Genomic DNA, 18,909 nt, shown 5'->3' on the forward strand with positions numbered 1-18,909 from the left:
CCGGAACGGGCGCGACGCTAGCCGAAATCCCCGGCGGGGAAAACTGCTATCTGGTCAAGGACGGCGCGGGCGGCTAGCCTCGCGGCGAAAGCCTGCCCGGTTTCAGGGTGGCGGGCAAGACCGACAGCCGGAGAATGAATATGTCGCATCCCGTTCCGATCCAGTTCCAGCCCGTCGATGCCGAGGCGCTGGCCAAGGCCACGGGCCGTATTGTCGTGGTGGTGGACGAGGGCGGCAAGCTGGGCGCAGCCGGGCGGCGGCTTGACCGGCTGATGAAGGGCGCGCTGGCGCGTTATCTGGCGGCGCCGGCCTTTGTGGATCAGAAAGCGGGCGAGGGCACGGTTCTGGCCTGGCCCGCGGGTCTGGTGGCCGAGGCGGTGCAGGTGGTGAAGCTGGACCGCAAGGCCGATGTGGCACAGGCGCGCAAGGCGGGCGGCGCCATCGGCCGCGCGCTGTCCGAGGCAGGGACGCTGGTTCTGGCCGAAGGCGGGCGCCATCTGGCGGAACTCTCGTTCGGGCTGGCGCTGCGGGCCTATGACTTCACCGCGCACAAGACCGGCACGGCGAAAGCGCCTGGCCCGGTGACGCTGATGGTGCCGAACCCCGAGGCGGCGGCGGCCGAGGCGGCGCCGCTGGCCGCGCTGGCGGAAGGCGTGTTCTTCACCCGCGATCTGGTGAACGAACCGGCCAATGTGCTGACCACCTATGATTTCGCCGCCCGTCTAGCCGCGATGCAGGAACTGGGTCTGGATGTCGAGATCCTGGAGGAAGAGGATCTGTCAAAACTGGGCATGCGCGCGCTTCTGGGCGTGGGGCAGGGCTCGGAAAGCCCGTCCAAGGTCGTCGCCATGCACTGGCGCGGCGGCGCGAAGGACGAGGCCCCGCTGGCGCTGGTCGGCAAGGGTGTGGTGTTCGATACCGGCGGCATTTCCATCAAGCCCGCGGGCGGTATGGAAGAAATGACGATGGACATGGGCGGCGCCGGTGTGGTGGCGGGCGTGATGCGGACGCTGGCACTGCGCAAGGCCAAGGCCAATGTCGTGGGTCTGGTCGGGCTGGTGGAAAACATGCCCGACGGGCGCGCGCAGCGTCCGGGCGATGTGGTGCGCTCGATGAAGGGCGACACCATCGAGGTCATCAACACCGATGCCGAGGGGCGGCTCGTTCTGGCCGATGTGCTGTGGTATGCGCAGGAACGTTTCAACCCCTGCGGCGTGATCGACCTCGCCACGCTGACCGGCGCGATCATCGTGGCGCTGGGGCATGAAAACACCGGCGTATTCTCGAACAACGATGCCTTCTGCGAACAGTTCCTGAAGGCGGCAAAAGCCGAGGGCGAGGGCGCGTGGCGCATGCCGATGGGTGACGCTTATGACGCCAAGCTGAAATCGCGCATCGCGGATATGAAGAATATCGGCGGGCGCGATGGCGGCTCGATCACCGCGGCGCAGTTCCTGCAACGCTTCGTGAAGGCGGAAACGCCGTGGATTCACCTCGACATCGCCGGGACGGCGCTGTTGCAGGCCGATACGGCACTGGCGCCCAAAGGGGCGACCGGCTGGGGCGTCGCCGCGCTGAACCGGATGATCCGCGACAGGTTCGAGAAGTAAGCGCATGTCGCGTGTGCTGTTCTACCACCTGACCCGCAGCGGCGTGCCGGAAACGGTGACGCAGCTTGCGGGGCGGGCGCTGGGTCAGGGCTGGCGCGTCATGTTGCGCGGCACCGATCGCGGACGGCTGGAATGGCTGGACGAAAAGCTGTGGCTGGAACCGGAAGACGGGTTCCTGCCGCATGGTCTTGAAGGCGCAGGGCGCGAGGCGGCGCAGCCGCTGCTGCTGGGCCTTGGCCCGGTCGCCAATGACGCAAGGGCGCTGATGCTGGTGGACGGGGCCGAGCCGCAACCGGGCGAGGCGGCCGGGCTCGAAAGGGTCTGGGTTCTGTTCGACGGGCAGGATCAGGGCGCAGTGAATGCGGCGCGGGGCCTCTGGAAGCGGCTCGCGGGCGAGGGGGCACATCTGCAATACTGGTCCGAGGAATCCGGCCGCTGGCAGATGCAGACCGAACGGCTGGCGGAAGCTACCGGCTGAGGATCATCTGGTCGCCGTCAATCTCCATCCGGTAGCGGCGCAGGTAATCCATTCCCAGAAGCGAGCCATCCATTGCGCCATCGGTCACATAGGCGGTGACGCTGTCGTCATGGAAGGGGCCAAGCTGCACATCCTTCAGCCAGACCCGCGCAGTGCGCACGGTGCCATTGGCGGTATTGGCCTCACCCATGTAGACAAGACCCTCGGTCGTCACGCCCAGCCGCGCTGCATCGCGGGCCGACAGCACGATATTGGTGGCCCCGGTATCGACCATGAAGGGGACGCTGCGACCGCCGACCTCCAGCGTCAGGTAGAAATGCCCGTCTGCGGCGCGGGGGATGTGGATGCTTTGGCCTTCAACCTGCTGCATCGGCAGGATGCTGCTGCGCATGTCGGTCCAGAGGCCATAGCCTGCCATCAGCCCGACTACGATCATCCCCCATGCCGCCAGCGTGCGCAGACCGGCGCCGAGCCGACCGCGATATTCAACAATGGCCCAGCCGCCGACAGCGGCCACCAGCAGGCTGAGGTAGAGAATGCGCGCGGTCATATCGCCGTCCATCGGGGTCTCCTTTTCCCCCGATCTGGGGCGCAGGCGGGCAGGGTGCAAGGGCGCGGCGTCAGATCAGCCCGGTGCCGCGCACCCCGTCGATGACGAACTGGACGGACAGCGCCGCCAGCAACATGCCCAGAAGCCGGGTGATGACCACGGTTCCGGTGCGGCCCAGCGCGCGTTCGATGGGCGGGGCGGCCAGCAGGAACAGGAAGGTGGCCACCATCATCGCCAGAAGCAGACCCAGCACCTGCGACGCCCCCAGCCAGCCACCACCCGATTGCCCCATCAGCAGAATCATCGTGGCGATGGCGCCCGGCCCGGCGATCAGCGGCGTGGCCAGCGGAAAGACCGAAGGATCATGGTCAGGGTCCGCCTGTTGCCCCTCGCGTCGCTGGGTGCGGCGTTCGAACAGCATGTCCAGCGCGGTCAGGAACAGAAGGATGCCGCCCGCGATGCGAAAGGCGGGCATGGAAATGCCGATGAATCCCAGCAGCGCCTCGCCCATCAGCGCGAAGGCCGTCAGCAGAATGGTGGCGATGACGCAGGCCCGCAGCGCCATGGACCGGCGGCGTTCGACATCCATGCCGCGGGTCAGCGCAATGAACAGCGGCACCAGACCCGGCGGGTCGATCACCACGAACAGGGTGGCAAAAGCGGTAATCAGAAAAGCGGTGTCGATCATGTCCTGCCCTGTGCGCGCGGCGCATGGTGGACCGGATCGGGGCGCAAGGCAATGGGGCGCCCGTGGCAGGCGCCCCGCTGCGATCATTCGGCGGCGACGGCCAGGCTGTCGAAGGTGCGGAAGCGGTTGTCATCCTCGATGAAGGTCTTGTCACCGAACCCGCCCTCGTGCGAGCCGAACGGCATCTGCGCGCGCAGCTTCCAGCTGGACGGGATGTCGAACTCTTTCGCGACGGCCGCATCGACAACCGGGTTGTAGTGCTGAAGGCTTGCGCCGATACCGGCATCGGCCAGAACGTTCCAGACCGCCAGCTGCGCCATGCCCGCCGAATGCTCCGAGAAGCCGGGGAAGGCATCGGCGTAAAGCGGGAACTGCTCTTGCAGGCCCTTCACGGTGGCCTGGTCTTCATAGAACAGCACGGTGCCCGCACCGGCGGCGAAGGCTTTCATCTTGCCTTCGGTCGGGCCGAAAGCCTCGGCCGGGACGATGGCGCGCAGGGCTTCGGTGGTGATTTCCCAGAACCGTTCCGAGGCTTCGCCGAACAGGATCACGGCGCGCGAGCTTTGCGAGTTGAAGGACGAGGGCGAAAGCCGCACGGCCTCTTTGATCAGCGCCTCGACGGCCTCGTTCGAGAGCGGCAGCTTCTTGCCCAGCGCATATTGCGTGCGGCGTTTTTTCAGGGTTTGCAGGGTTGCGTTGGTCATCGTCTTGCCTCTTCCGAACTATGATGCGGTTGCAGCAAGTATGTGTGCCCAAAGGCTTGGCGGCACAACCGGGCAAACTGTGCGCCCATGCAGGGCTCGCGTTCACCCATGCGCCAAGGGGCGGGGCTTCAGCCCGCCCCGGCGGTTTCCAGCGCTTCCTGCGCGTCCAGCCACAGCGCCTCGGCGCGGTCCAGCGCCTCCATCACCTCGGCGTATTTCTTGTTCCAGACCGCCAGATCGCCCTTGCGGCTGTCCTCGTACAATTCGGGGTCGGCCAGCTTGGCGGCGAGCTTGTCGCGCATGTCGTTCAGCTTGCCCAGACGTTCCTCGCATTTGCGGACCTCGGCCCGCAGCAGCAGGATTTCATCACGGCTGGCGCGTTTCGGCTTTTCCGCAGGCTTCGCCGCCGGTTTCGCGGGCTCGTCCCCGGCCAGCAATTCGGCGCGGTAGCTTTCCAGATCCTTGTCGTAGGGCGTGACCGCGCCCGCCTTCACCAGCCACAGCCGGTCGGCGACAAGGCTCAGAAGGTGCATGTCGTGGCTGACGAGGATCACCGCGCCGCGATATTCGGTCAGCGCCTCGACCAGTGCCTCGCGGCTTTCGATGTCCAGGTGGTTGGTCGGTTCGTCAAGGATCAGCAGATGCGGAGCGTCAATGGTGGCCAGCAACAGAGACAGCCGCGCCTTCTGCCCGCCGGACAGCCGCCCCACCACGGTTTCCGCCTGTTCCGCCATCAGCCCGAAGCCCGCCAGACGCGCGCGCAACCGGGCCTGATGTTCCTCGGGGCGCAGCCGCTGCACATGTTGCAGGGGCGTTTCGTCGATATGCAGCTCTTCAACCTGATGCTGTGCGAAAAAGCCGATGCGCAGCTTGCCATGGCGGTGCAGTTCACCGCCCATGACCGGCAGCTTGCCCGCCAGCAGTTTCGACAGCGTGGATTTACCCTCGCCGTTGCGGCCCAGAAGCGCGATGCGGTCGTCCTGGTCGATGCGCAACGACAGGTGGCGCAGGATGGCCTTGCCGCCGTAGCCGACGCTTGCGCCTTCCATATTGATGATGGGAGGCGACAGTTCTTCCGGCTCGGGGAAGGTGAAGACCATCTTGCGCGCCTCTTCCGGCGGCGTGATGGGGGTCAGCTTTTCCAGCATCTTCACCCGGCTTTGCGCCTGCACGGCTTTCGAGGCCTTGGCCTTGAACCGATCCACGAAGCTTTGCAGATGCGCGCGCCGCGCCTCGACCTTCTTGGCCTCGGCCGCCTGAACCGCACGGCGTTCGGCGGCCTGACGGGCGAACTGGTCATAGCCGCCCTGCCAATAGGTGAGCTTCCGGTTATCGAGATGCAGGATGCCCTGCACCGCGCGGTTCAAGAGGCCCCGGTCATGGCTGATGATGATGACGGTGTGGGGGTATTTCTGAAGATAATTTTCCAGCCACAGCGCGCCTTCCAGATCCAGATAGTTGGTCGGTTCGTCCAGCAGCAGGTAATCAGGCTGCGCGAACAGCACGCCCGCCAGCGCCACCCGCATTCGCCAGCCGCCCGAGAAATCGGAGCAGGGGCGCAATTGCGCCTCGGCGTCAAAGCCAAGCCCGCGCAGGATGGCCGAGGCGCGGCCCTCCGCGCTCCAGGCATCAATATCGGCCAGACGGGTCTGGATTTCCGCGATGCGATGCGGGTCGGTGGCGGTATCGGCCTCGGCCAGCAGGGCGCTGCGCTCGGTATCGGCCTGAAGCACCGTCTCCAGCAGCGAGGTGGAGGACGAAGGCACCTCTTGCGCGACGCCCCCGATACGGGCGCGGGCGGGCAGGGCAATTTCGCCGGTTTCCAGCGCCAGTTCGCCCCGGATCAGCCGGAACAGCGTGGTCTTGCCCGCGCCGTTCCGCCCTACGAGGCCAACCTTGTGGCCGGTCGGAATGGTGGCCGAAGCGCCCTCGAACAGAGGGCGGCCTTCGACAGAATAGGTGATGTCTGATATCCGAAGCATGGTGCCCAGCCCCTAACAGCTTGGGCCGGGAACGGCAATGCGCCGCTAATCCATCAAACCGGCCAGCAGATCGGCAGGCCAGCTTTTCAGCGCGACAAGCGGCTGGTCGCCATCTTCGGAAAAGACGAAGACATTCAGTGCGTCATTATGGGTGGTCAGGCGGCAGAACCGGCCCGGCCCGTCCAGATCCACGGGGCAGGCAAGCAGGTCGATATGCGGCACCGCCTGCTCGAAGGCTTCATAGGTCATCACGAAGGGATCGGCGGCCAGCGGGGTGGCTAGAAGGGCGAAAAGGGCGGTGGCGCAGACGCGCATGGCGGAAACTCCGTTTGCTTGCAGATATCCTTACTAAAAGAGTGCGATATCGCAATGCACCGCTTTGTCGCAGCTTCCGCCGCAGAGCGGGCGGGAAGCGACGCGCATGCGTCACGGGCTTTTCAATATCGCCGTCGCATGGTAGGAGGCGCCCACAAAACCGGCGCGGGGGGCCACATCCCGCGCCTATTCACATGGAGAGCCTCATGGCCATCGAACGCACCCTGTCGATCATCAAGCCCGACGCCACCAAGCGCAACCTGACCGGCAAGATCAACGCGAAATTCGAGGAAGCGGGCCTGCGCATCGTCGCGCAGAAGCGCATCCACCTGTCCGCCGCGCAAGCCGGCCAGTTCTACGCCGAGCATTCGGAGCGTCCGTTCTACGGCGAACTGTGCGAATTCATGTCGTCCGAGCCGGTCGTCGTGCAGGTTCTGGAAGGCGAAGGCGCCATTGCGAAGAACCGCGAAGTGATGGGCGCGACCAACCCGGCCAATGCCGCAGAAGGCACCATCCGCAAGGAATTCGCCCTGTCGGTCGGCGAAAACTCGGTCCATGGTTCGGACAGCCCCGACTCGGCCAAGCGCGAAGTCGGCTTCTTCTTCTCGGGTCTTGAACTGGTTGGCTGATTGCCGCCCGGTTCGCCGATGAGGGCCGCCCTTTGGGGCGGCCTGTTCATTTGCGCGCAGGTCTTACACCGATCAGATCCAGCGCCTCGTCCAGCGCGCGGGGCAGGCCCGACAGCGCGGGCGTGGCCAGCGCCTCGGCCTTCAGCGCGTCGAAGCGGCTGCGCAGGGCCTTCTTTTCCTCGCCCTTGCAATCGTTCCACGGGCGGCCCTGCAAGCCCATGACCAGCACATAATACCCGATGAAATGTGGCGGCGTGCCGGACCGCATCAGCGCCAGATAGGCTGCGTCCGCCCCCATGGCCCGGATCTCTCCGGCCGAGCGGATGCCCGCACGGGCAAAGGCCGCCTCGGAGGCCGGGCCAAGGTTGGGGATCGAGGAGACGGGGTCAGGCATTGCGGCACCGCGCACAAGGAAAAAGTTGGGGCCAACCTTACGGCTGGCCCCGGCTGTTTCAACTCGTTCTCACCGACACGCGGATGTCGAAGATCGGCGGGTTCAGATCGACGCCCAGTCCCGGATAATCGGGGTGCCGCCCTGCTGCTGCGGGGCGGAGCCGCTGCTCTGGCCCTGCTGTTGCGCGGGAACCGACGCGCCGCCTTGCTGCGGCTGGGATTGCGACGGGGTCTTTGCCATGATGATGCTCCGTATCCTTGGCACGACTATACTTGTACCAGTTCTCGGAGACTGACAGCGCTTTCTGTCGCGCGTGAGGCCGGGAAGTGGCGTTGTTTGTCGGAAATACGTCCGAAACGCCGGGCAAACAAGGCAGGCCACGAAGCGGCGGGGACACAAGCCTGTGAAAAGCCTGTATCCCATGCAAAACTGTCACACATCGGCGGGAAGTCGCGATTTCCCGTCGGTTTCAGGCCTTCTGGCTGGCCGGAAAGCCGATTCCGTCCAGCGCCTGCACCAGAACCGCTACCGGCGCATCGCCTTCAATGGTTGCCGTGCGGGCCTCGGCGTCGAAGCTCAGCCCGGTCACACCGTTCAGCGGCTTCAGTGCGGCTTCGATGGAGGCGCGGCAGTGACCGCAGCTCATGTCGGGAATCGAAAGGGTGACAGCCATCGTCTGCTCCTCCATGCCGCCGGGCATGATACGCGTTGCGGAATGGCGTAACTGGATCGCCTGCGGGCGGCGGCGTCAAGGGGCGGCGGGGGGACGGCGGCGAATTGCCACGTTCCGGGGGCGGTTGAAACGGGGGTCTTGACCTTCCAGTTACTGGAGGCCCCATATCCGATGGCGAAAGGAAACCGCCATGACCGATCCAGCCGAATCCACCCTGCGCCTGCGCCCCGAGGGGATGACCTGCGCCTCCTGCGTTGCCCGTGTCGAGCGGGTGCTGAAAGCCCAGCCGGGCGTCAGTGCGGCGCGGGTGAATCTTGCCGATGAAAGTGCCGACATCCGCTTTGCCGCACCGGCAGAACCGGCCGCGCTGGCCGGGGCGCTGGCCAAGGCGGGCTATCCCGTGCGGCAGGCGACACTGACCCTGTCGGTCGAGGGAATGACCTGCGCCTCCTGCACCGGGCGGGTCGAACGGGTGCTGAAAGCGCAGCCCGGCGTGGTCGACGCCACCGCCAATCTGGCGGCCCGTCGGGCGCAGATCACCGTATGGGAGGGCGCGACGACGGCTGAAAAGCTGGCCGAGGTGGTCAGCCGGGCAGGCTTTGCCGCCACCCCGCCGGAGGAGGCCGCGCCCGATGCCCGTGCCCGCGAATATGCCGCGCTGAAGCGCGACGGCTGGATCGCCGGGCTGCTGACCCTGCCGGTTTTCCTGACCGAGATGGGGGGCCATGCCGTGCCCGCCTTCCATCACTGGCTGATGGGGCTGATGCCGCAACAGATGCTGTGGATCGCGCAATTCGTGCTGGCGACGCTGGTTCTTGTGTTTCCGGGGCGGCGCTTCTTTGCCAAGGGCATTCCGGCGCTGCTGCGCGGCGGGCCTGACATGAACAGCCTTGTCGCGGTCGGCACTGCCGCCGCCTGGGGCTATTCCACCGTGGCGACCTTTGCGCCGCATCTGCTGCCCGCTGCGGCGCGGGCGGTCTATTTCGAGGCGGCGGCGGTGATCGTCGTGCTGATCCTGATCGGTCGTATCCTTGAGGCGCGGGCGCGCGGGCAGGCGGGGGCCGCGATTGCCGGGCTGATCGGCCTGCAGCCCAGCCATGCGCGGGTCGAGGGGCCGCAGGGTTTTGCCGATGTGCCGGTGGCGCAGGTGCGGCCCGGTGACCGGCTGATGATCCGCCCCGGCGAGCGCATCCCGCTGGACGGCGAGGTCGAGGAGGGTCGATCAGCGGTGGACGAGGCCATGCTGACGGGCGAGGCGATGCCGGTGGAAAAAGCCCCGGGCGACCGGGTGACCGGCGGTACGGTCAACGGCACTGGCACGCTGGTGATGCGGGCAACCCATGTCGGCGCCGATACGGCGCTGGCGCGCATCATCGCCATGGTGGAACAGGCGCAGGGCGCGAAACTGCCGGTGCAGGCGGTGGTGGATCGTATCACGCTGTGGTTCGTGCCGGTGGTGATGGGGCTGGCGGTGCTGACCGTGATCCTGTGGCTGATCTTCGGCCCCGGTCTGGCCGAGGCGCTGGTGGCGGGGGTCTCCGTCCTCATCATCGCCTGCCCCTGTGCGATGGGGCTGGCCACGCCGGTCTCCATCATGGTGGGCACCGGGCGCGCCGCCGAACTGGGCGTGCTGTTCCGGCGGGGCGAGGCGTTGCAGACGCTTGCCGGGGTGCAGACCGTGGCTTTTGACAAGACCGGCACGCTGACCGAGGGCAAGCCGGTGCTGACCGATCTGAAACCGGCCTCGCCGCATCTGCTGCGTCTGGCGGCGGCGGTCGAGGCGCAATCGGAACATCCGCTGGCGCTTGCGGTGGTGCAGGCCGCTGCCGCGCAGGGGCTGGAGGTTCCGGCTGCGCGCGATTTCAGTGCCACGCCCGGCCATGGCGCCGAGGCGACAGTGGAAGGGCAGCGCGTGGCGCTTGGCGCGGCGCGGATGTTCCCCGATCTGCCGAACCATTGGCGGGTCGAGGGCGAGGGCTTTGCCGTTCAGGGCAAGACCCCGATCTATCTGGCGGTCGAGGGCAAGGTCCTGGGTGTGCTCGCAGTGGCCGACAAGGTGAAGCCCGGCGCGCGGGGCGCGGTCGTCGCGCTGGCCGATCTGGGCGTGGACAGCGCCATGGTGACGGGCGATGCGCAGCGCGTGGCGGCGGCCATCGGCTCCGAACTGGGGATCAGCCGCATCGCGGCAGAGGTTCTGCCGGGCGGCAAGGTTGCGGCGGTGGAAGACATGCGCCCCGGCGTGGCCTTCGTGGGGGATGGCATCAATGATGCCCCCGCACTGGCGGCGGCGGATGTCGGCATCGCCATCGGCACCGGCACCGATGTCGCCATCGAGGCGGCAGAGGTGGTGCTGATCTCGGGCCAGCCCGCCGGGGTCGCGACCGCGATCACCGTCAGCCGGGCCGTCATGCGCAATATCCGCCAGAACCTTGGCTGGGCCTTCGGGTACAACGCCGCGCTGATCCCTGTGGCGGCGGGGGGGCTGGTGCCCTTTGGCGGGCCGCAGCTTTCGCCGATGCTCGCCGCCGGGGCGATGGCGCTGTCATCCGTCTTCGTGCTGACCAATGCTTTGCGCCTGCGGCGGCTGAAGGCGGTGGAGGTCAGGCCATGAACATCAAGGAGGTCGCCACCCGCGCCGGATTGCCGGTCAAGACCATCCGCTATTACGAGGAAATCGGCCTGATTGCGCCGCGCCGCCAGGCCAACGGCTATCGTGTCTTTGCCGAAACCGATCTGCACAAGCTCGCTTTCATCGGTCGTGCCCGAAGCCTTGGTTTCACCATCGATGATTGTCGCCGCCTGCTGGCGCTTTACGACGACAAGGATCGCGCCAGCGCCGATGTCAAACGACTTGCCCGCACGCATCTGGTGGAGATCGGCACCAAAATTGCCGAACTGCGGGCCATGCAGCGCACGCTTTCCGATCTTGTTGCCGCCTGTGCGGGCGACGAGCGGCCCGATTGCCCCATCCTCGGCGGGCTTGCCGCACCCTCGGGCGGTTAGGCTCTGGCCTTCCCCTGCCACCCGTGGCAGGCTCCCCCGAAACAAGGGAAGGGGAGAGGCACAATGACCGCCGCGCCGGTATTCGATGGCCACAACGACATCCTGCTGCGCCTGCAAATGGCGCCGGGCAAACGCGAGGCCATCTGGCTTACGGGCGAGGGGCAGGGCCATCTGGACCTGCCGCGCATGCAGGCGGGCGGCTTCGCGGGCGGTCTGTTCGCCATCTATATCCCCAGCCCCTCAGCTCCCGGCGCGCCGGATTACGACGCGATGATGGACAACCCGCCCTATGAGATCGAGCTGCCCGCGATGATCCCGCTGGGCGTGGCGCAGCCGGTCGCGCTGTCTATGGCCGGTCATCTTTTGTGGATGGCGCGGTCTTCCGGCGGGGCGTTTCGTCTGTGCCGCAGCGTGGCCGAGATCGAGGCTGCGCAGGCCGACGGCGCCATCGCGGGTGTCATGCATATGGAAGGGGCCGAGGCGATCGACGAACGGCTGGACGCGCTGCACGCCTTTCACGCCATGGGGCTGCGCTCGCTCGGGCCGGTCTGGTCGCGGCCGACCATCTTTGGCCATGGCGTGCCATTCAGGTTTCCCGGCTCCCCCGATACCGGGCCGGGGCTGACGGCTGCGGGCAAACGGCTGGTGAGCGAATGCAATGCCTTGCGCATCCTGATCGACCTCAGCCACCTGAACGAGGCGGGGTTCAATGATGTGGCCGCGCTGTCCGATGCGCCGCTGGTCGCCACCCATTCCAATGCCCATGCCGTGACCCCCTCGACCCGGAACCTGACCGACCGGCAACTGGCGATGACCCGCGAAAGCCGGGGCATGGTGGGGCTGAACTTTGCCACGGTGTTCCTGCGCCCAGACGGCAAACGCGGCACCGACATGGGCTGGGCGCCGGTGATGCAGCACCTTGACCATCTGATCGACAGGCTGGGCGAGGATTGCGTGGGCTTCGGATCGGATTTCGACGGTGCCGCCGTTCCCGACGGGATTGGCGATGCCGCAGGCCTGCCGCGCCTCCTGGAGGCGATGGCGGCGCATGGTTATGATGCCGCGCTGATCGAAAAGCTGCGCTGGGGCAACTGGATGCGCGTCCTGCGCGAAACCTGGGGCGGCTGAGCGGGTCAGGCCACTTTCAGCAGCCGTTCCAGCGCGTCATTGCCTTCGGTCATGTCCGACAGGCGCAGCCGGTCCAGCGAGCCATAGAAGGCGTCCGCTGCCTCGGCCAGCGCACATTTCAGGCGGCAACATCCGGCAAGCGGACATGTATTGTTGCCACGCGCGAAACATTCGGTCAGCGGCAATTCGCCCTCGAAGGCGCGGAACACCTCGCCCAGCCCGATCTGCTCAGGGGGCCGCGCAAGCGTCAGCCCGCCGGAGCGGCCCCGGACCGTGCGCAGAAATCCCTTCTGGGCCATCAGGTGTATCACCTGCGCCAGATGGTTCTCGGATGCATTGCAGGCGGCGGCGATTTCGGCCTTGCGGACGATGCGCCCCGGATTGACCGCGCAGAACATCAGGGTGCGCATGGCCAGATTGGTGCGGATGGTGAGTCTCATGTGGCGCTTTCGGCTTTTTGGGTGACCGGCGCATTATGCCCGGCGCGGCGCGGCAGAAAATGATCTGGATCAGATAACGCAATTCCCCGGCGCGAAACCGCGCACGAATCGTTGCAATCGCTCCAAATCGGTTTGATTCTTCTATCCGTCTGGAAAAACGCTCAAAATTTTGAGTGATTTCTGAAAATGATTGCGCTAACAGAGGTCAGGATTTCAGCAGACCGCGCCGGAGCAGCGTTCCGGTGTGGAACCACCGGGCGGGCAATTCTCCGCCGTCTTGCCGCCGCCGGTGGTTCCCGCTCTGATGGGGCGGGCATTCGACAGATTGGAACATGACGTGACAGAGCTGACGCCAACGCATCTCAGGGCCGACATCCTGCGCCACCTGACCTTCACGCTGGGCAAGGACGCGGATCATGCCAGCCTTTACGACTGGCGCATGGCGCTGAGCTTTGCCATTCGCGACCGGATCGTGGAGCCGTGGTTCGCCTCGACCCGCAAGACATGGGAGACGGGGCACAAGCGTGTCTATTACCTGTCGATGGAATTTCTGATCGGGCGTCTGCTGGAGGATGCGACGATCAACCTCGGCCTGCGCGACATTGCGGAAAGCGCCATGGCCGAACTGGGGCAGGATTTCCGCGCGATTGTCGAGGATGAACCCGATGCCGCGCTGGGGAATGGCGGTCTGGGGCGGCTGGCGGCCTGTTTCATGGAAAGCATGGCGACGGTGGGCTGCCCGGCCTATGGCTATGGCATCCGCTATGAACACGGGCTGTTCCGGCAAAGGTTCGAAAGCGGGCGTCAGGTTGAAACGCCCGAGGACTGGCTGAGCCAACGCCATCCCTGGGAATTCGAACGCCCGGAATCCGCCTATACCATCGGTTTCAAGGGCGAGATCATCACCCGCGACGGCCGCGAGGTCTGGCAGCCCGGCGAAACCGTACTGGCCGAAGCCTATGACACGCCGGTCATCGGCTGGGAAGGCAAATGGGCCAATACGCTGCGGCTGTGGGGGGCGAAGCCCACGACGCAGTTCGATCTGGAGCGATTCAACCGCGGCGATTACGCCGCCGCCGCCGAACCCGAGGCGCTGGCCCGCACGCTGAGCCGGGTGCTTTATCCTGACGATACCACTTATCAGGGCAAGGAATTGCGGCTGAAGCAGGAGTTCTTCCTGACCTCCGCCGCGCTGCAAGACATCCTGCGCCGGCATCTGGCAGGGGGCTATGCCGTGGCTGACCTGCCGCGCCATGTGGCGATCCAGATGAACGACACCCATCCTGCCATCGCGGGGCCGGAGCTTATGCGGCTCCTGATGGATGAGCACGGGATGGAGTTCGACCCGGCGATGGAGGTGGCGCGCGCCTGTCTCGGCTATACCAATCACACGCTGCTGCCCGAGGCGCTGGAACGCTGGGCGACCTATACTTTCGGGAATGTCCTGCCGCGCCATATGCAGATCGTCGAGCGCATTGACAGCTGGCACCGCCGCACCTTCCACCCGCCGCATTATGTGGGCATCGTCAAGCACCATGAGGTGCGGATGGGCGAACTGGCCTTCATCATGGCGCATAAGGTGAACGGTGTTTCCGCGCTGCATTCCGATCTTGTGAAGCAGAACCTGTTCCCCGAACTGGAAAAGCTGCACCCGCGTATAATCAACGAAACCAATGGCGTAACTCCGCGCCGCTGGCTGAAGATGTGCAACCGCCCGCTGGCGGGCCTGATCACCGACACGATCGGCGCAGGCTGGGAGGCCGATCTGGACCGGCTGAAGGAGTTGGAGCCGCATGTTGCCGATGCGGGGTTCCTCACGGCCTTCGGCGCGGCGAAGCGGCAGAACAAGCAGGCTTTGGCGGGCTGGATGCAGGCGCATTGCGGCGTCAGCGTCTCGGCCGATGCGCTGTTCGACGTGCAGGTGAAGCGCATCCATGAATACAAGCGCCAGCTTCTGAACATCCTCGAAACCATCGCGCGCTGGCACGACATCCGGCAGAACCCGGAAAAGGACTGGGTGCCGCGCGTCAAGATCTTCGGCGGCAAGGCCGCGCCGGGCTATGTGGTGGCGAAGGAAATCATCCACCTGATCAATGATGTGGCGGCGGTGGTGAACGCCGATCCGCTGGTCGGGGACCGGCTGAAGGTGGTCTATCCGCCGAATTACAACGTCAGCCTTGCCGAACGCCTGATCCCCGCTGCCGATCTGTCGGAACAGATCTCGACCGCCGGGAAAGAGGCTTCGGGCACTGGCAACATGAAGTTCATGATGAATGGCGCGCCGACCATCGGCACGCTTGACGGCGCCAATGTGGAAATCCTTCAAGAGGTGGGGGCCGATAATTTCTTCCTGTTCGGCCTGACGGCGGAGGAGGTGGTGAAACGCCGCGCCAACCCCGATCATGCCCGCGATGCCATCCTCGCCAGCCAGTCCTTGCAGGATGTGTTGCAGATGATCGCGGAAGGGCGGTTCTCGGAAGGCGATCCTTCGCGTTATCATCAACTGGTGCACCGGGTCTGGCACCACGATTATTTCCTCGTGGCGGCGGATTTCGACGCCTACCGCGCCGCGCAGGCCGAGGTGGATACCGCCTATGCCGACCGGATGCGCTGGCTGCGCATGGCCGCGCTGAACACCGCGCGGTCGGGGTTCTTTTCCTCGGACCGCACGATCCGGGGCTATATGGCGGATGTCTGGTCCGTCGAACCGGCCCTTTGAGGGCGGAAACGGGAGGAAGCGATGGCCAAGGCTCGGGGAGGAGACGGCTGGATCGCGGCGACCGAGGCGACCGCACTGGTCGAGGGGCGGCATGGCGATCCCTTCGCCGTGCTGGGCCCGCACCACGAAGGCAAGCGCCTTGTGCTGCGTGTATTCCAGCCGGGGGCGGAGCGGGTCTGGGCGCTGACGCCTGATCCGCTGGAATTGCAGGCGCTGGGGCAGGGGCTGTTCGCGGGGGAAGTGCCTTCCGCCGACTACCGGCTGCGCGCGGAAGGTGGCGGCGCGAGCTGGGACTGGGACGACCCGTTCCGCTTTGGCCCTGTGCTGGGCGAGATGGACGAATATCTGCTGGGCGAGGGCACCCACAAGCGGCTCTGGCAGGTGCTGGGCGCGCATGTGATCGACCATGAGGGCACAGGGGGCACGCATTTCGCGGTCTGGGCGCCCAATGCCGAGCGGGTTTCGGTGGTGGGGGATTTCAACCTTTGGGATGGCCGCCGCTACCCGATGCGCCGCCGCGGCGCGACCGGCGTGTGGGAGACTTTCATCCCCGGACTGGGTGAAGGCACCGTCTACAAATACGAAATCCGCGGTCCGGACGGGCAGGTTCTGCCGCTGAAAGCCGATCCGGTGGGGTTTGGCAGCGAACACGCGCCGCAGAATGCTTCGGTCGTGCGGCGGATTGACGGGGCGGACTGGGGCGATGCGGGCTGGATGAACCACCGCAAGGGCCGCCATTCCATTGACGCGCCGATTTCGGTCTACGAGGTGCATCTGGGAAGCTGGCGCCGCGCGCCGGGCAACCGGATGCTCAGCTATACCGAGCTTGCCGAACAACTGGTCGATTATGCCGCCGACATGGGGTTCACCCATCTGGAGCTTCTGCCGGTGTCGGAATATCCTTTCGACGGCTCATGGGGCTATCAGCCGGTCGGGCTGTTTGCACCGACCATTCGTCACGGCACGCCCGCCGAGTTCCGCGCTCTGGTGGATGCGGCGCACCGGAAGGGGCTGGGCATTATCCTTGACTGGGTGCCGGGGCATTTCCCGACCGATCCGCATGGGTTGGGCCGGTTCGACGGCACCGCGCTATACGAACATGCCGACCCGCGCGAGGGGTTCCATCAGGATTGGAACACGCTGATCTACAATTACGGCCGGACCGAGGTGCAGAATTTCCTCGTGTCCAACGCCTTGTATTGGCTTGAGGAATACCACATCGACGGGCTGCGCGTGGATGCCGTGGCCTCGATGCTGTACCGCGATTATTCGCGAGGCGAGGGGCAATGGGTGCCCAACAAGGATGGCGGGCGCGAGAATTACGAGGCCATCGCCATGCTGCGCCGGATGAACACGGTGGCTTACGGCGAATGCCCCGGCATCGTGACGGTGGCCGAAGAAAGCACCGCCTTTCCGGGCGTGTCGCGCCCGGCGGATTGGGGCGGGCTGGGTTTCGGCTTCAAGTGGAACATGGGCTGGATGAACGATACGCTGGCCTATATCGGCCGCGATCCGGTCTATCGCAAGTTCCACCATCACCAGATGACCTTCGGCCTGCATTATGCGTGGTCGGAAAACTATATCCTGCCAATCAGCCATGACGAGGTGGTGCACGGCAAGGGCAGCATGTTGGCGCGGATGCCGGGTGATGGTGAACAGAAGTTCGCAAATCTGCGCGCCTATTACGGCTTCATGTGGGGGCACCCGGGCAAGAAGCTGCTGTTCATGGGCTGCGAATTCGCGCAGGCGCGGGAATGGAACTACAGCCAGAGCCTTGACTGGCATCTGCTGGATGACCCGGGCGAGGGGCCGCAGCATCGGGGCATGCAGCGCCTGATCCGCGATCTGAACACGCTGTATCGTGCGACACCGGCGCTGCATGTGAACGACTGCCGCCCCGAAGGGTTCCAGTGGCTTGAGGCCAATGATGCCGAGGGATCGACCTATGCCTGGCTGCGGAAGGGCGCGCCGGGCGAGGCGCAGGTGGCTGTGGCGGTGAACATGACGCCGGTGGAGCGGCGCCTGCGCATCGGGCTGCCCGCAGGCGGTGCCTGGACCGAGGCGCTGAACACCGATGCCGAAATCTATGGTGGCGGCAATCTTGGCAACATGGGCGGCGTGACCGCCGAAGCCGTGCCGCATCACGGGCAGGCGCATTCCGCCGAAATCACGCTTCCGCCGCTGTCGGCAGTCTTTTTGCGGCAAGACATTCATTAGTGCGGGCGAGGAGGCCCGGAGGAGGACACCATGAAGGCAAGACCGAACCAGAGACTTTCCTCGCAGGCCATGGCCTTCGTGCTGGCAGGCGGACGCGGCTCGCGCCTGAAGGAGCTGACCGACCGGCGCGCCAAGCCTGCGGTCTATTTCGGCGGCAAGACCAGGATCATCGACTTCGCGCTGTCGAATGCGCTGAACTCGGGTGTGCGCAAGATGGCAATTGCCACGCAATACAAGGCGCACAGCCTGATCCGCCACATGCAGCGCGGCTGGAACTTCTTTCGCGCCGAACGCAACGAATATCTCGACATCCTGCCCGCCAGCCAGCGCGTCGATGAAAGCAAATGGTATCTGGGCACCGCCGACGCGGTGGCGCAGAATATCGACATCGTGGACAGTTACGGGGTGAAATACGTCATCATCCTTGCGGGCGATCACGTCTACAAGATGGATTACGAAATCATGCTGGTGCAGCATGTGGCGACCGGCGCCGATGTCACCATCGGCTGCCTGACGGTGCCCAAGGCCGAGGCCACGGCCTTCGGCGTGATGCATGTGGATGGCGACGGGCGGATCACCGATTTTCTGGAAAAGCCGAAAGATCCGCCGACCATTCCGGGCGATCCGGCAAATAGCCTCGCCTCGATGGGGATCTACGTCTTCAACTGGGATTTCCTGCGCGACCTGCTGCTGAAGGATGCCGAAGATACGAATTCCAGCCACGATTTCGGCAATGACCTGATCCCCGACATCGTGAAGAACGGCAAGGCGATGGCGCATCGCTTCAGCGAAAGCTGCGTGACGACCGGGCTGGAGGACGAACCCTACTGGCGCGACGTCGGCACCATCGACGCTTTCTGGCAGGCCAACATCGACCTCACGGATTTCGTGCCGAAGCTGGATCTATACGACAATTCATGGCCGATCTGGACCTATGCCGAACTGGTGCCGCCGGCGAAATTCATCCATGACGAGGATGGCGGGCGGCGCGGCTATGCAGTGTCCTCGCTCGTCTCGGGCGATTGCATCGTCTCGGGGTCGGAGGTGCGCAATTCCCTGTTGTTCACCGGCTGCCGCACCCATAGCTGGGCTTCGCTTGACCATGTGGTCGCGCTGCCGCAGGTGGATGTGGGGCGCCGTGCGGAACTGAGCCATTGCGTCATCGACCGCGGCGTGAAAATCCCCGAGGGTCTGGTGATCGGCAAAGACCCGGAGGAAGATGCGAAATGGTTCCGGCGCAGCGAAGGCGGCGTGGTGCTGATCACGCAGGACATGATCGACCGCTGGTCACGGGCGAAGCTGTAGGGGCAACACGCCAAATTGGGGGCGTGACCTGATTTCAAAGACCCGGGGGCTTTGCCCGTCGCCGATCGGTCTTG

The 18,909-nt window shown here is 65.5% G+C and carries 18 protein-coding genes; 9 read left to right on the plus strand and 9 right to left on the minus strand.

Annotated features, from left to right (window positions below; genetic code table 11):
• Window positions 1-140: 140 nt before the first annotated feature.
• Both IE126_RS07135 and IE126_RS07140 read left to right on the plus strand, forming a co-directional pair.
• Complete coding sequence (locus tag IE126_RS07135) at window positions 141-1,610, plus strand: leucyl aminopeptidase (protein WP_189380570.1); 1,470 nt, start codon at window positions 141-143, stop codon at window positions 1,608-1,610.
• Window positions 1,611-1,614: 4 nt separating this feature from the next.
• Window positions 1,615-2,088: a DNA polymerase III subunit chi gene (locus IE126_RS07140; RefSeq protein ID WP_189380571.1), complete on the plus strand. Its 474-nt coding sequence runs from the start codon at window positions 1,615-1,617 to the stop codon at window positions 2,086-2,088.
• Here the strand turns inward: IE126_RS07140 and IE126_RS07145 are convergent.
• The 5 genes from IE126_RS07145 to IE126_RS07165 all read right to left on the minus strand — a co-directional run bounded on the left by IE126_RS07145 (window position 2,078) and on the right by IE126_RS07165 (window position 6,327).
• Window positions 2,078-2,650: a retropepsin-like aspartic protease family protein gene (locus IE126_RS07145; protein WP_189380572.1), complete on the minus strand. Its 573-nt coding sequence runs from the start codon at window positions 2,648-2,650 to the stop codon at window positions 2,078-2,080. The genes IE126_RS07140 and IE126_RS07145 overlap by 11 nt on opposite strands.
• A gap of 58 nt (window positions 2,651-2,708) precedes the next feature.
• Window positions 2,709-3,326: a MarC family protein gene (locus tag IE126_RS07150; protein ID WP_054303498.1), complete on the minus strand. Its 618-nt coding sequence runs from the start codon at window positions 3,324-3,326 to the stop codon at window positions 2,709-2,711.
• 83 nt (window positions 3,327-3,409) lie between these two features.
• The gene (locus IE126_RS07155) at window positions 3,410-4,030 is read right to left on the minus strand and encodes a nitroreductase family protein (RefSeq protein ID WP_054303499.1); all 621 of its coding nucleotides are present in this window, start codon (window positions 4,028-4,030) and stop codon (window positions 3,410-3,412) included.
• Window positions 4,031-4,158: 128 nt separating this feature from the next.
• Complete coding sequence (locus IE126_RS07160) at window positions 4,159-6,012, minus strand: ABC-F family ATP-binding cassette domain-containing protein (RefSeq protein ID WP_189380573.1); 1,854 nt, start codon at window positions 6,010-6,012, stop codon at window positions 4,159-4,161.
• Window positions 6,013-6,057: 45 nt separating this feature from the next.
• Window positions 6,058-6,327 carry a hypothetical protein gene (locus IE126_RS07165; protein ID WP_054303501.1) on the minus strand — a complete coding sequence of 90 codons (270 nt, stop codon included), beginning with the start codon at window positions 6,325-6,327 and terminating at the stop codon, window positions 6,058-6,060.
• Between the two features lie 206 nt (window positions 6,328-6,533).
• Here IE126_RS07165 and ndk point away from each other — a divergent pair, with 206 nt between their 5' ends.
• A complete protein-coding gene (gene ndk, locus IE126_RS07170; protein WP_054303502.1) occupies window positions 6,534-6,956 on the plus strand; it encodes a nucleoside-diphosphate kinase in 423 nt (140 codons plus the stop codon).
• Between the two features lie 46 nt (window positions 6,957-7,002).
• Here the strand turns inward: ndk and IE126_RS07175 are convergent, their stop codons facing one another.
• The 3 genes from IE126_RS07175 to IE126_RS07185 form a co-directional block, all read right to left on the minus strand.
• A complete protein-coding gene (locus IE126_RS07175) occupies window positions 7,003-7,350 on the minus strand; it encodes a TfoX/Sxy family DNA transformation protein (RefSeq protein WP_189380574.1) in 348 nt (115 codons plus the stop codon).
• Window positions 7,351-7,452: 102 nt separating this feature from the next.
• Complete coding sequence (locus tag IE126_RS07180; protein WP_158640436.1) at window positions 7,453-7,590, minus strand: hypothetical protein; 138 nt, start codon at window positions 7,588-7,590, stop codon at window positions 7,453-7,455.
• A gap of 229 nt (window positions 7,591-7,819) precedes the next feature.
• Window positions 7,820-8,023 (minus strand): heavy-metal-associated domain-containing protein, encoded by a 204-nt coding sequence (locus IE126_RS07185; protein ID WP_054303504.1) that lies wholly within the window; start codon window positions 8,021-8,023, stop codon window positions 7,820-7,822.
• A gap of 190 nt (window positions 8,024-8,213) precedes the next feature.
• Between IE126_RS07185 and IE126_RS07190 the strand changes: the two genes are divergently transcribed.
• The 3 genes from IE126_RS07190 to IE126_RS07200 all read left to right on the plus strand — a co-directional run bounded on the left by IE126_RS07190 (window position 8,214) and on the right by IE126_RS07200 (window position 12,154).
• Window positions 8,214-10,634 carry a heavy metal translocating P-type ATPase gene (locus tag IE126_RS07190; protein WP_189380575.1) on the plus strand — a complete coding sequence of 807 codons (2,421 nt, stop codon included), beginning with the start codon at window positions 8,214-8,216 and terminating at the stop codon, window positions 10,632-10,634.
• Complete coding sequence (locus tag IE126_RS07195; RefSeq protein ID WP_054303506.1) at window positions 10,631-11,026, plus strand: Cu(I)-responsive transcriptional regulator; 396 nt, start codon at window positions 10,631-10,633, stop codon at window positions 11,024-11,026. The genes IE126_RS07190 and IE126_RS07195 overlap by 4 nt, the downstream gene beginning before the upstream one ends.
• 63 nt (window positions 11,027-11,089) lie before the next feature.
• A complete protein-coding gene (locus IE126_RS07200; RefSeq protein ID WP_189380576.1) occupies window positions 11,090-12,154 on the plus strand; it encodes a dipeptidase in 1,065 nt (354 codons plus the stop codon).
• 5 nt (window positions 12,155-12,159) lie between these two features.
• Here IE126_RS07200 and IE126_RS07205 read toward each other — a convergent pair whose 3' ends face one another.
• Window positions 12,160-12,594: an RrF2 family transcriptional regulator gene (locus IE126_RS07205; protein WP_054303508.1), complete on the minus strand. Its 435-nt coding sequence runs from the start codon at window positions 12,592-12,594 to the stop codon at window positions 12,160-12,162.
• A 304-nt stretch (window positions 12,595-12,898) separates the two neighbouring features.
• Here IE126_RS07205 and IE126_RS07210 point away from each other — a divergent pair, with 304 nt between their 5' ends.
• From IE126_RS07210 to glgC, 3 genes are read left to right on the plus strand one after another with little or no spacing between them, the layout of a single operon-like run.
• Window positions 12,899-15,313: a glycogen/starch/alpha-glucan phosphorylase gene (locus IE126_RS07210; RefSeq protein WP_189380635.1), complete on the plus strand. Its 2,415-nt coding sequence runs from the start codon at window positions 12,899-12,901 to the stop codon at window positions 15,311-15,313.
• A gap of 21 nt (window positions 15,314-15,334) precedes the next feature.
• Window positions 15,335-17,530, plus strand: coding sequence for a 1,4-alpha-glucan branching protein GlgB (gene glgB / locus IE126_RS07215; protein ID WP_189380577.1), 2,196 nt, complete (start codon window positions 15,335-15,337; stop codon window positions 17,528-17,530).
• A gap of 30 nt (window positions 17,531-17,560) precedes the next feature.
• Complete coding sequence (gene glgC, locus IE126_RS07220) at window positions 17,561-18,835, plus strand: glucose-1-phosphate adenylyltransferase (RefSeq protein ID WP_189380578.1); 1,275 nt, start codon at window positions 17,561-17,563, stop codon at window positions 18,833-18,835.
• The last annotated feature ends 74 nt before the right edge of the window (window positions 18,836-18,909 follow it).

This window comes from Gemmobacter nanjingensis (assembly GCF_014652195.1).
In the GTDB taxonomy this organism is placed as follows: domain Bacteria; phylum Pseudomonadota; class Alphaproteobacteria; order Rhodobacterales; family Rhodobacteraceae; genus Gemmobacter; species Gemmobacter caeni.

Coding starts and splice junctions, on each gene's coding strand:
- IE126_RS07135 (WP_189380570.1), top strand. CDS start 141: ATGTCGCATCCCGTTCCGATCCAGTTCCAGCCCGTCGATGCCGAGGCG.
- IE126_RS07140 (WP_189380571.1), top strand. CDS start 1,615: ATGTCGCGTGTGCTGTTCTACCACCTGACCCGCAGCGGCGTGCCGGAA.
- IE126_RS07145 (WP_189380572.1), bottom strand. CDS start 2,650: ATGGACGGCGATATGACCGCGCGCATTCTCTACCTCAGCCTGCTGGTG.
- IE126_RS07150 (WP_054303498.1), bottom strand. CDS start 3,326: ATGATCGACACCGCTTTTCTGATTACCGCTTTTGCCACCCTGTTCGTG.
- IE126_RS07155 (WP_054303499.1), bottom strand. CDS start 4,030: ATGACCAACGCAACCCTGCAAACCCTGAAAAAACGCCGCACGCAATAT.
- IE126_RS07160 (WP_189380573.1), bottom strand. CDS start 6,012: ATGCTTCGGATATCAGACATCACCTATTCTGTCGAAGGCCGCCCTCTG.
- IE126_RS07165 (WP_054303501.1), bottom strand. CDS start 6,327: ATGCGCGTCTGCGCCACCGCCCTTTTCGCCCTTCTAGCCACCCCGCTG.
- ndk (WP_054303502.1), top strand. CDS start 6,534: ATGGCCATCGAACGCACCCTGTCGATCATCAAGCCCGACGCCACCAAG.
- IE126_RS07175 (WP_189380574.1), bottom strand. CDS start 7,350: ATGCCTGACCCCGTCTCCTCGATCCCCAACCTTGGCCCGGCCTCCGAG.
- IE126_RS07180 (WP_158640436.1), bottom strand. CDS start 7,590: ATGGCAAAGACCCCGTCGCAATCCCAGCCGCAGCAAGGCGGCGCGTCG.
- IE126_RS07185 (WP_054303504.1), bottom strand. CDS start 8,023: ATGGCTGTCACCCTTTCGATTCCCGACATGAGCTGCGGTCACTGCCGC.
- IE126_RS07190 (WP_189380575.1), top strand. CDS start 8,214: ATGACCGATCCAGCCGAATCCACCCTGCGCCTGCGCCCCGAGGGGATG.
- IE126_RS07195 (WP_054303506.1), top strand. CDS start 10,631: ATGAACATCAAGGAGGTCGCCACCCGCGCCGGATTGCCGGTCAAGACC.
- IE126_RS07200 (WP_189380576.1), top strand. CDS start 11,090: ATGACCGCCGCGCCGGTATTCGATGGCCACAACGACATCCTGCTGCGC.
- IE126_RS07205 (WP_054303508.1), bottom strand. CDS start 12,594: ATGAGACTCACCATCCGCACCAATCTGGCCATGCGCACCCTGATGTTC.
- IE126_RS07210 (WP_189380635.1), top strand. CDS start 12,899: ATGGGGCGGGCATTCGACAGATTGGAACATGACGTGACAGAGCTGACG.
- glgB (WP_189380577.1), top strand. CDS start 15,335: ATGGCCAAGGCTCGGGGAGGAGACGGCTGGATCGCGGCGACCGAGGCG.
- glgC (WP_189380578.1), top strand. CDS start 17,561: ATGAAGGCAAGACCGAACCAGAGACTTTCCTCGCAGGCCATGGCCTTC.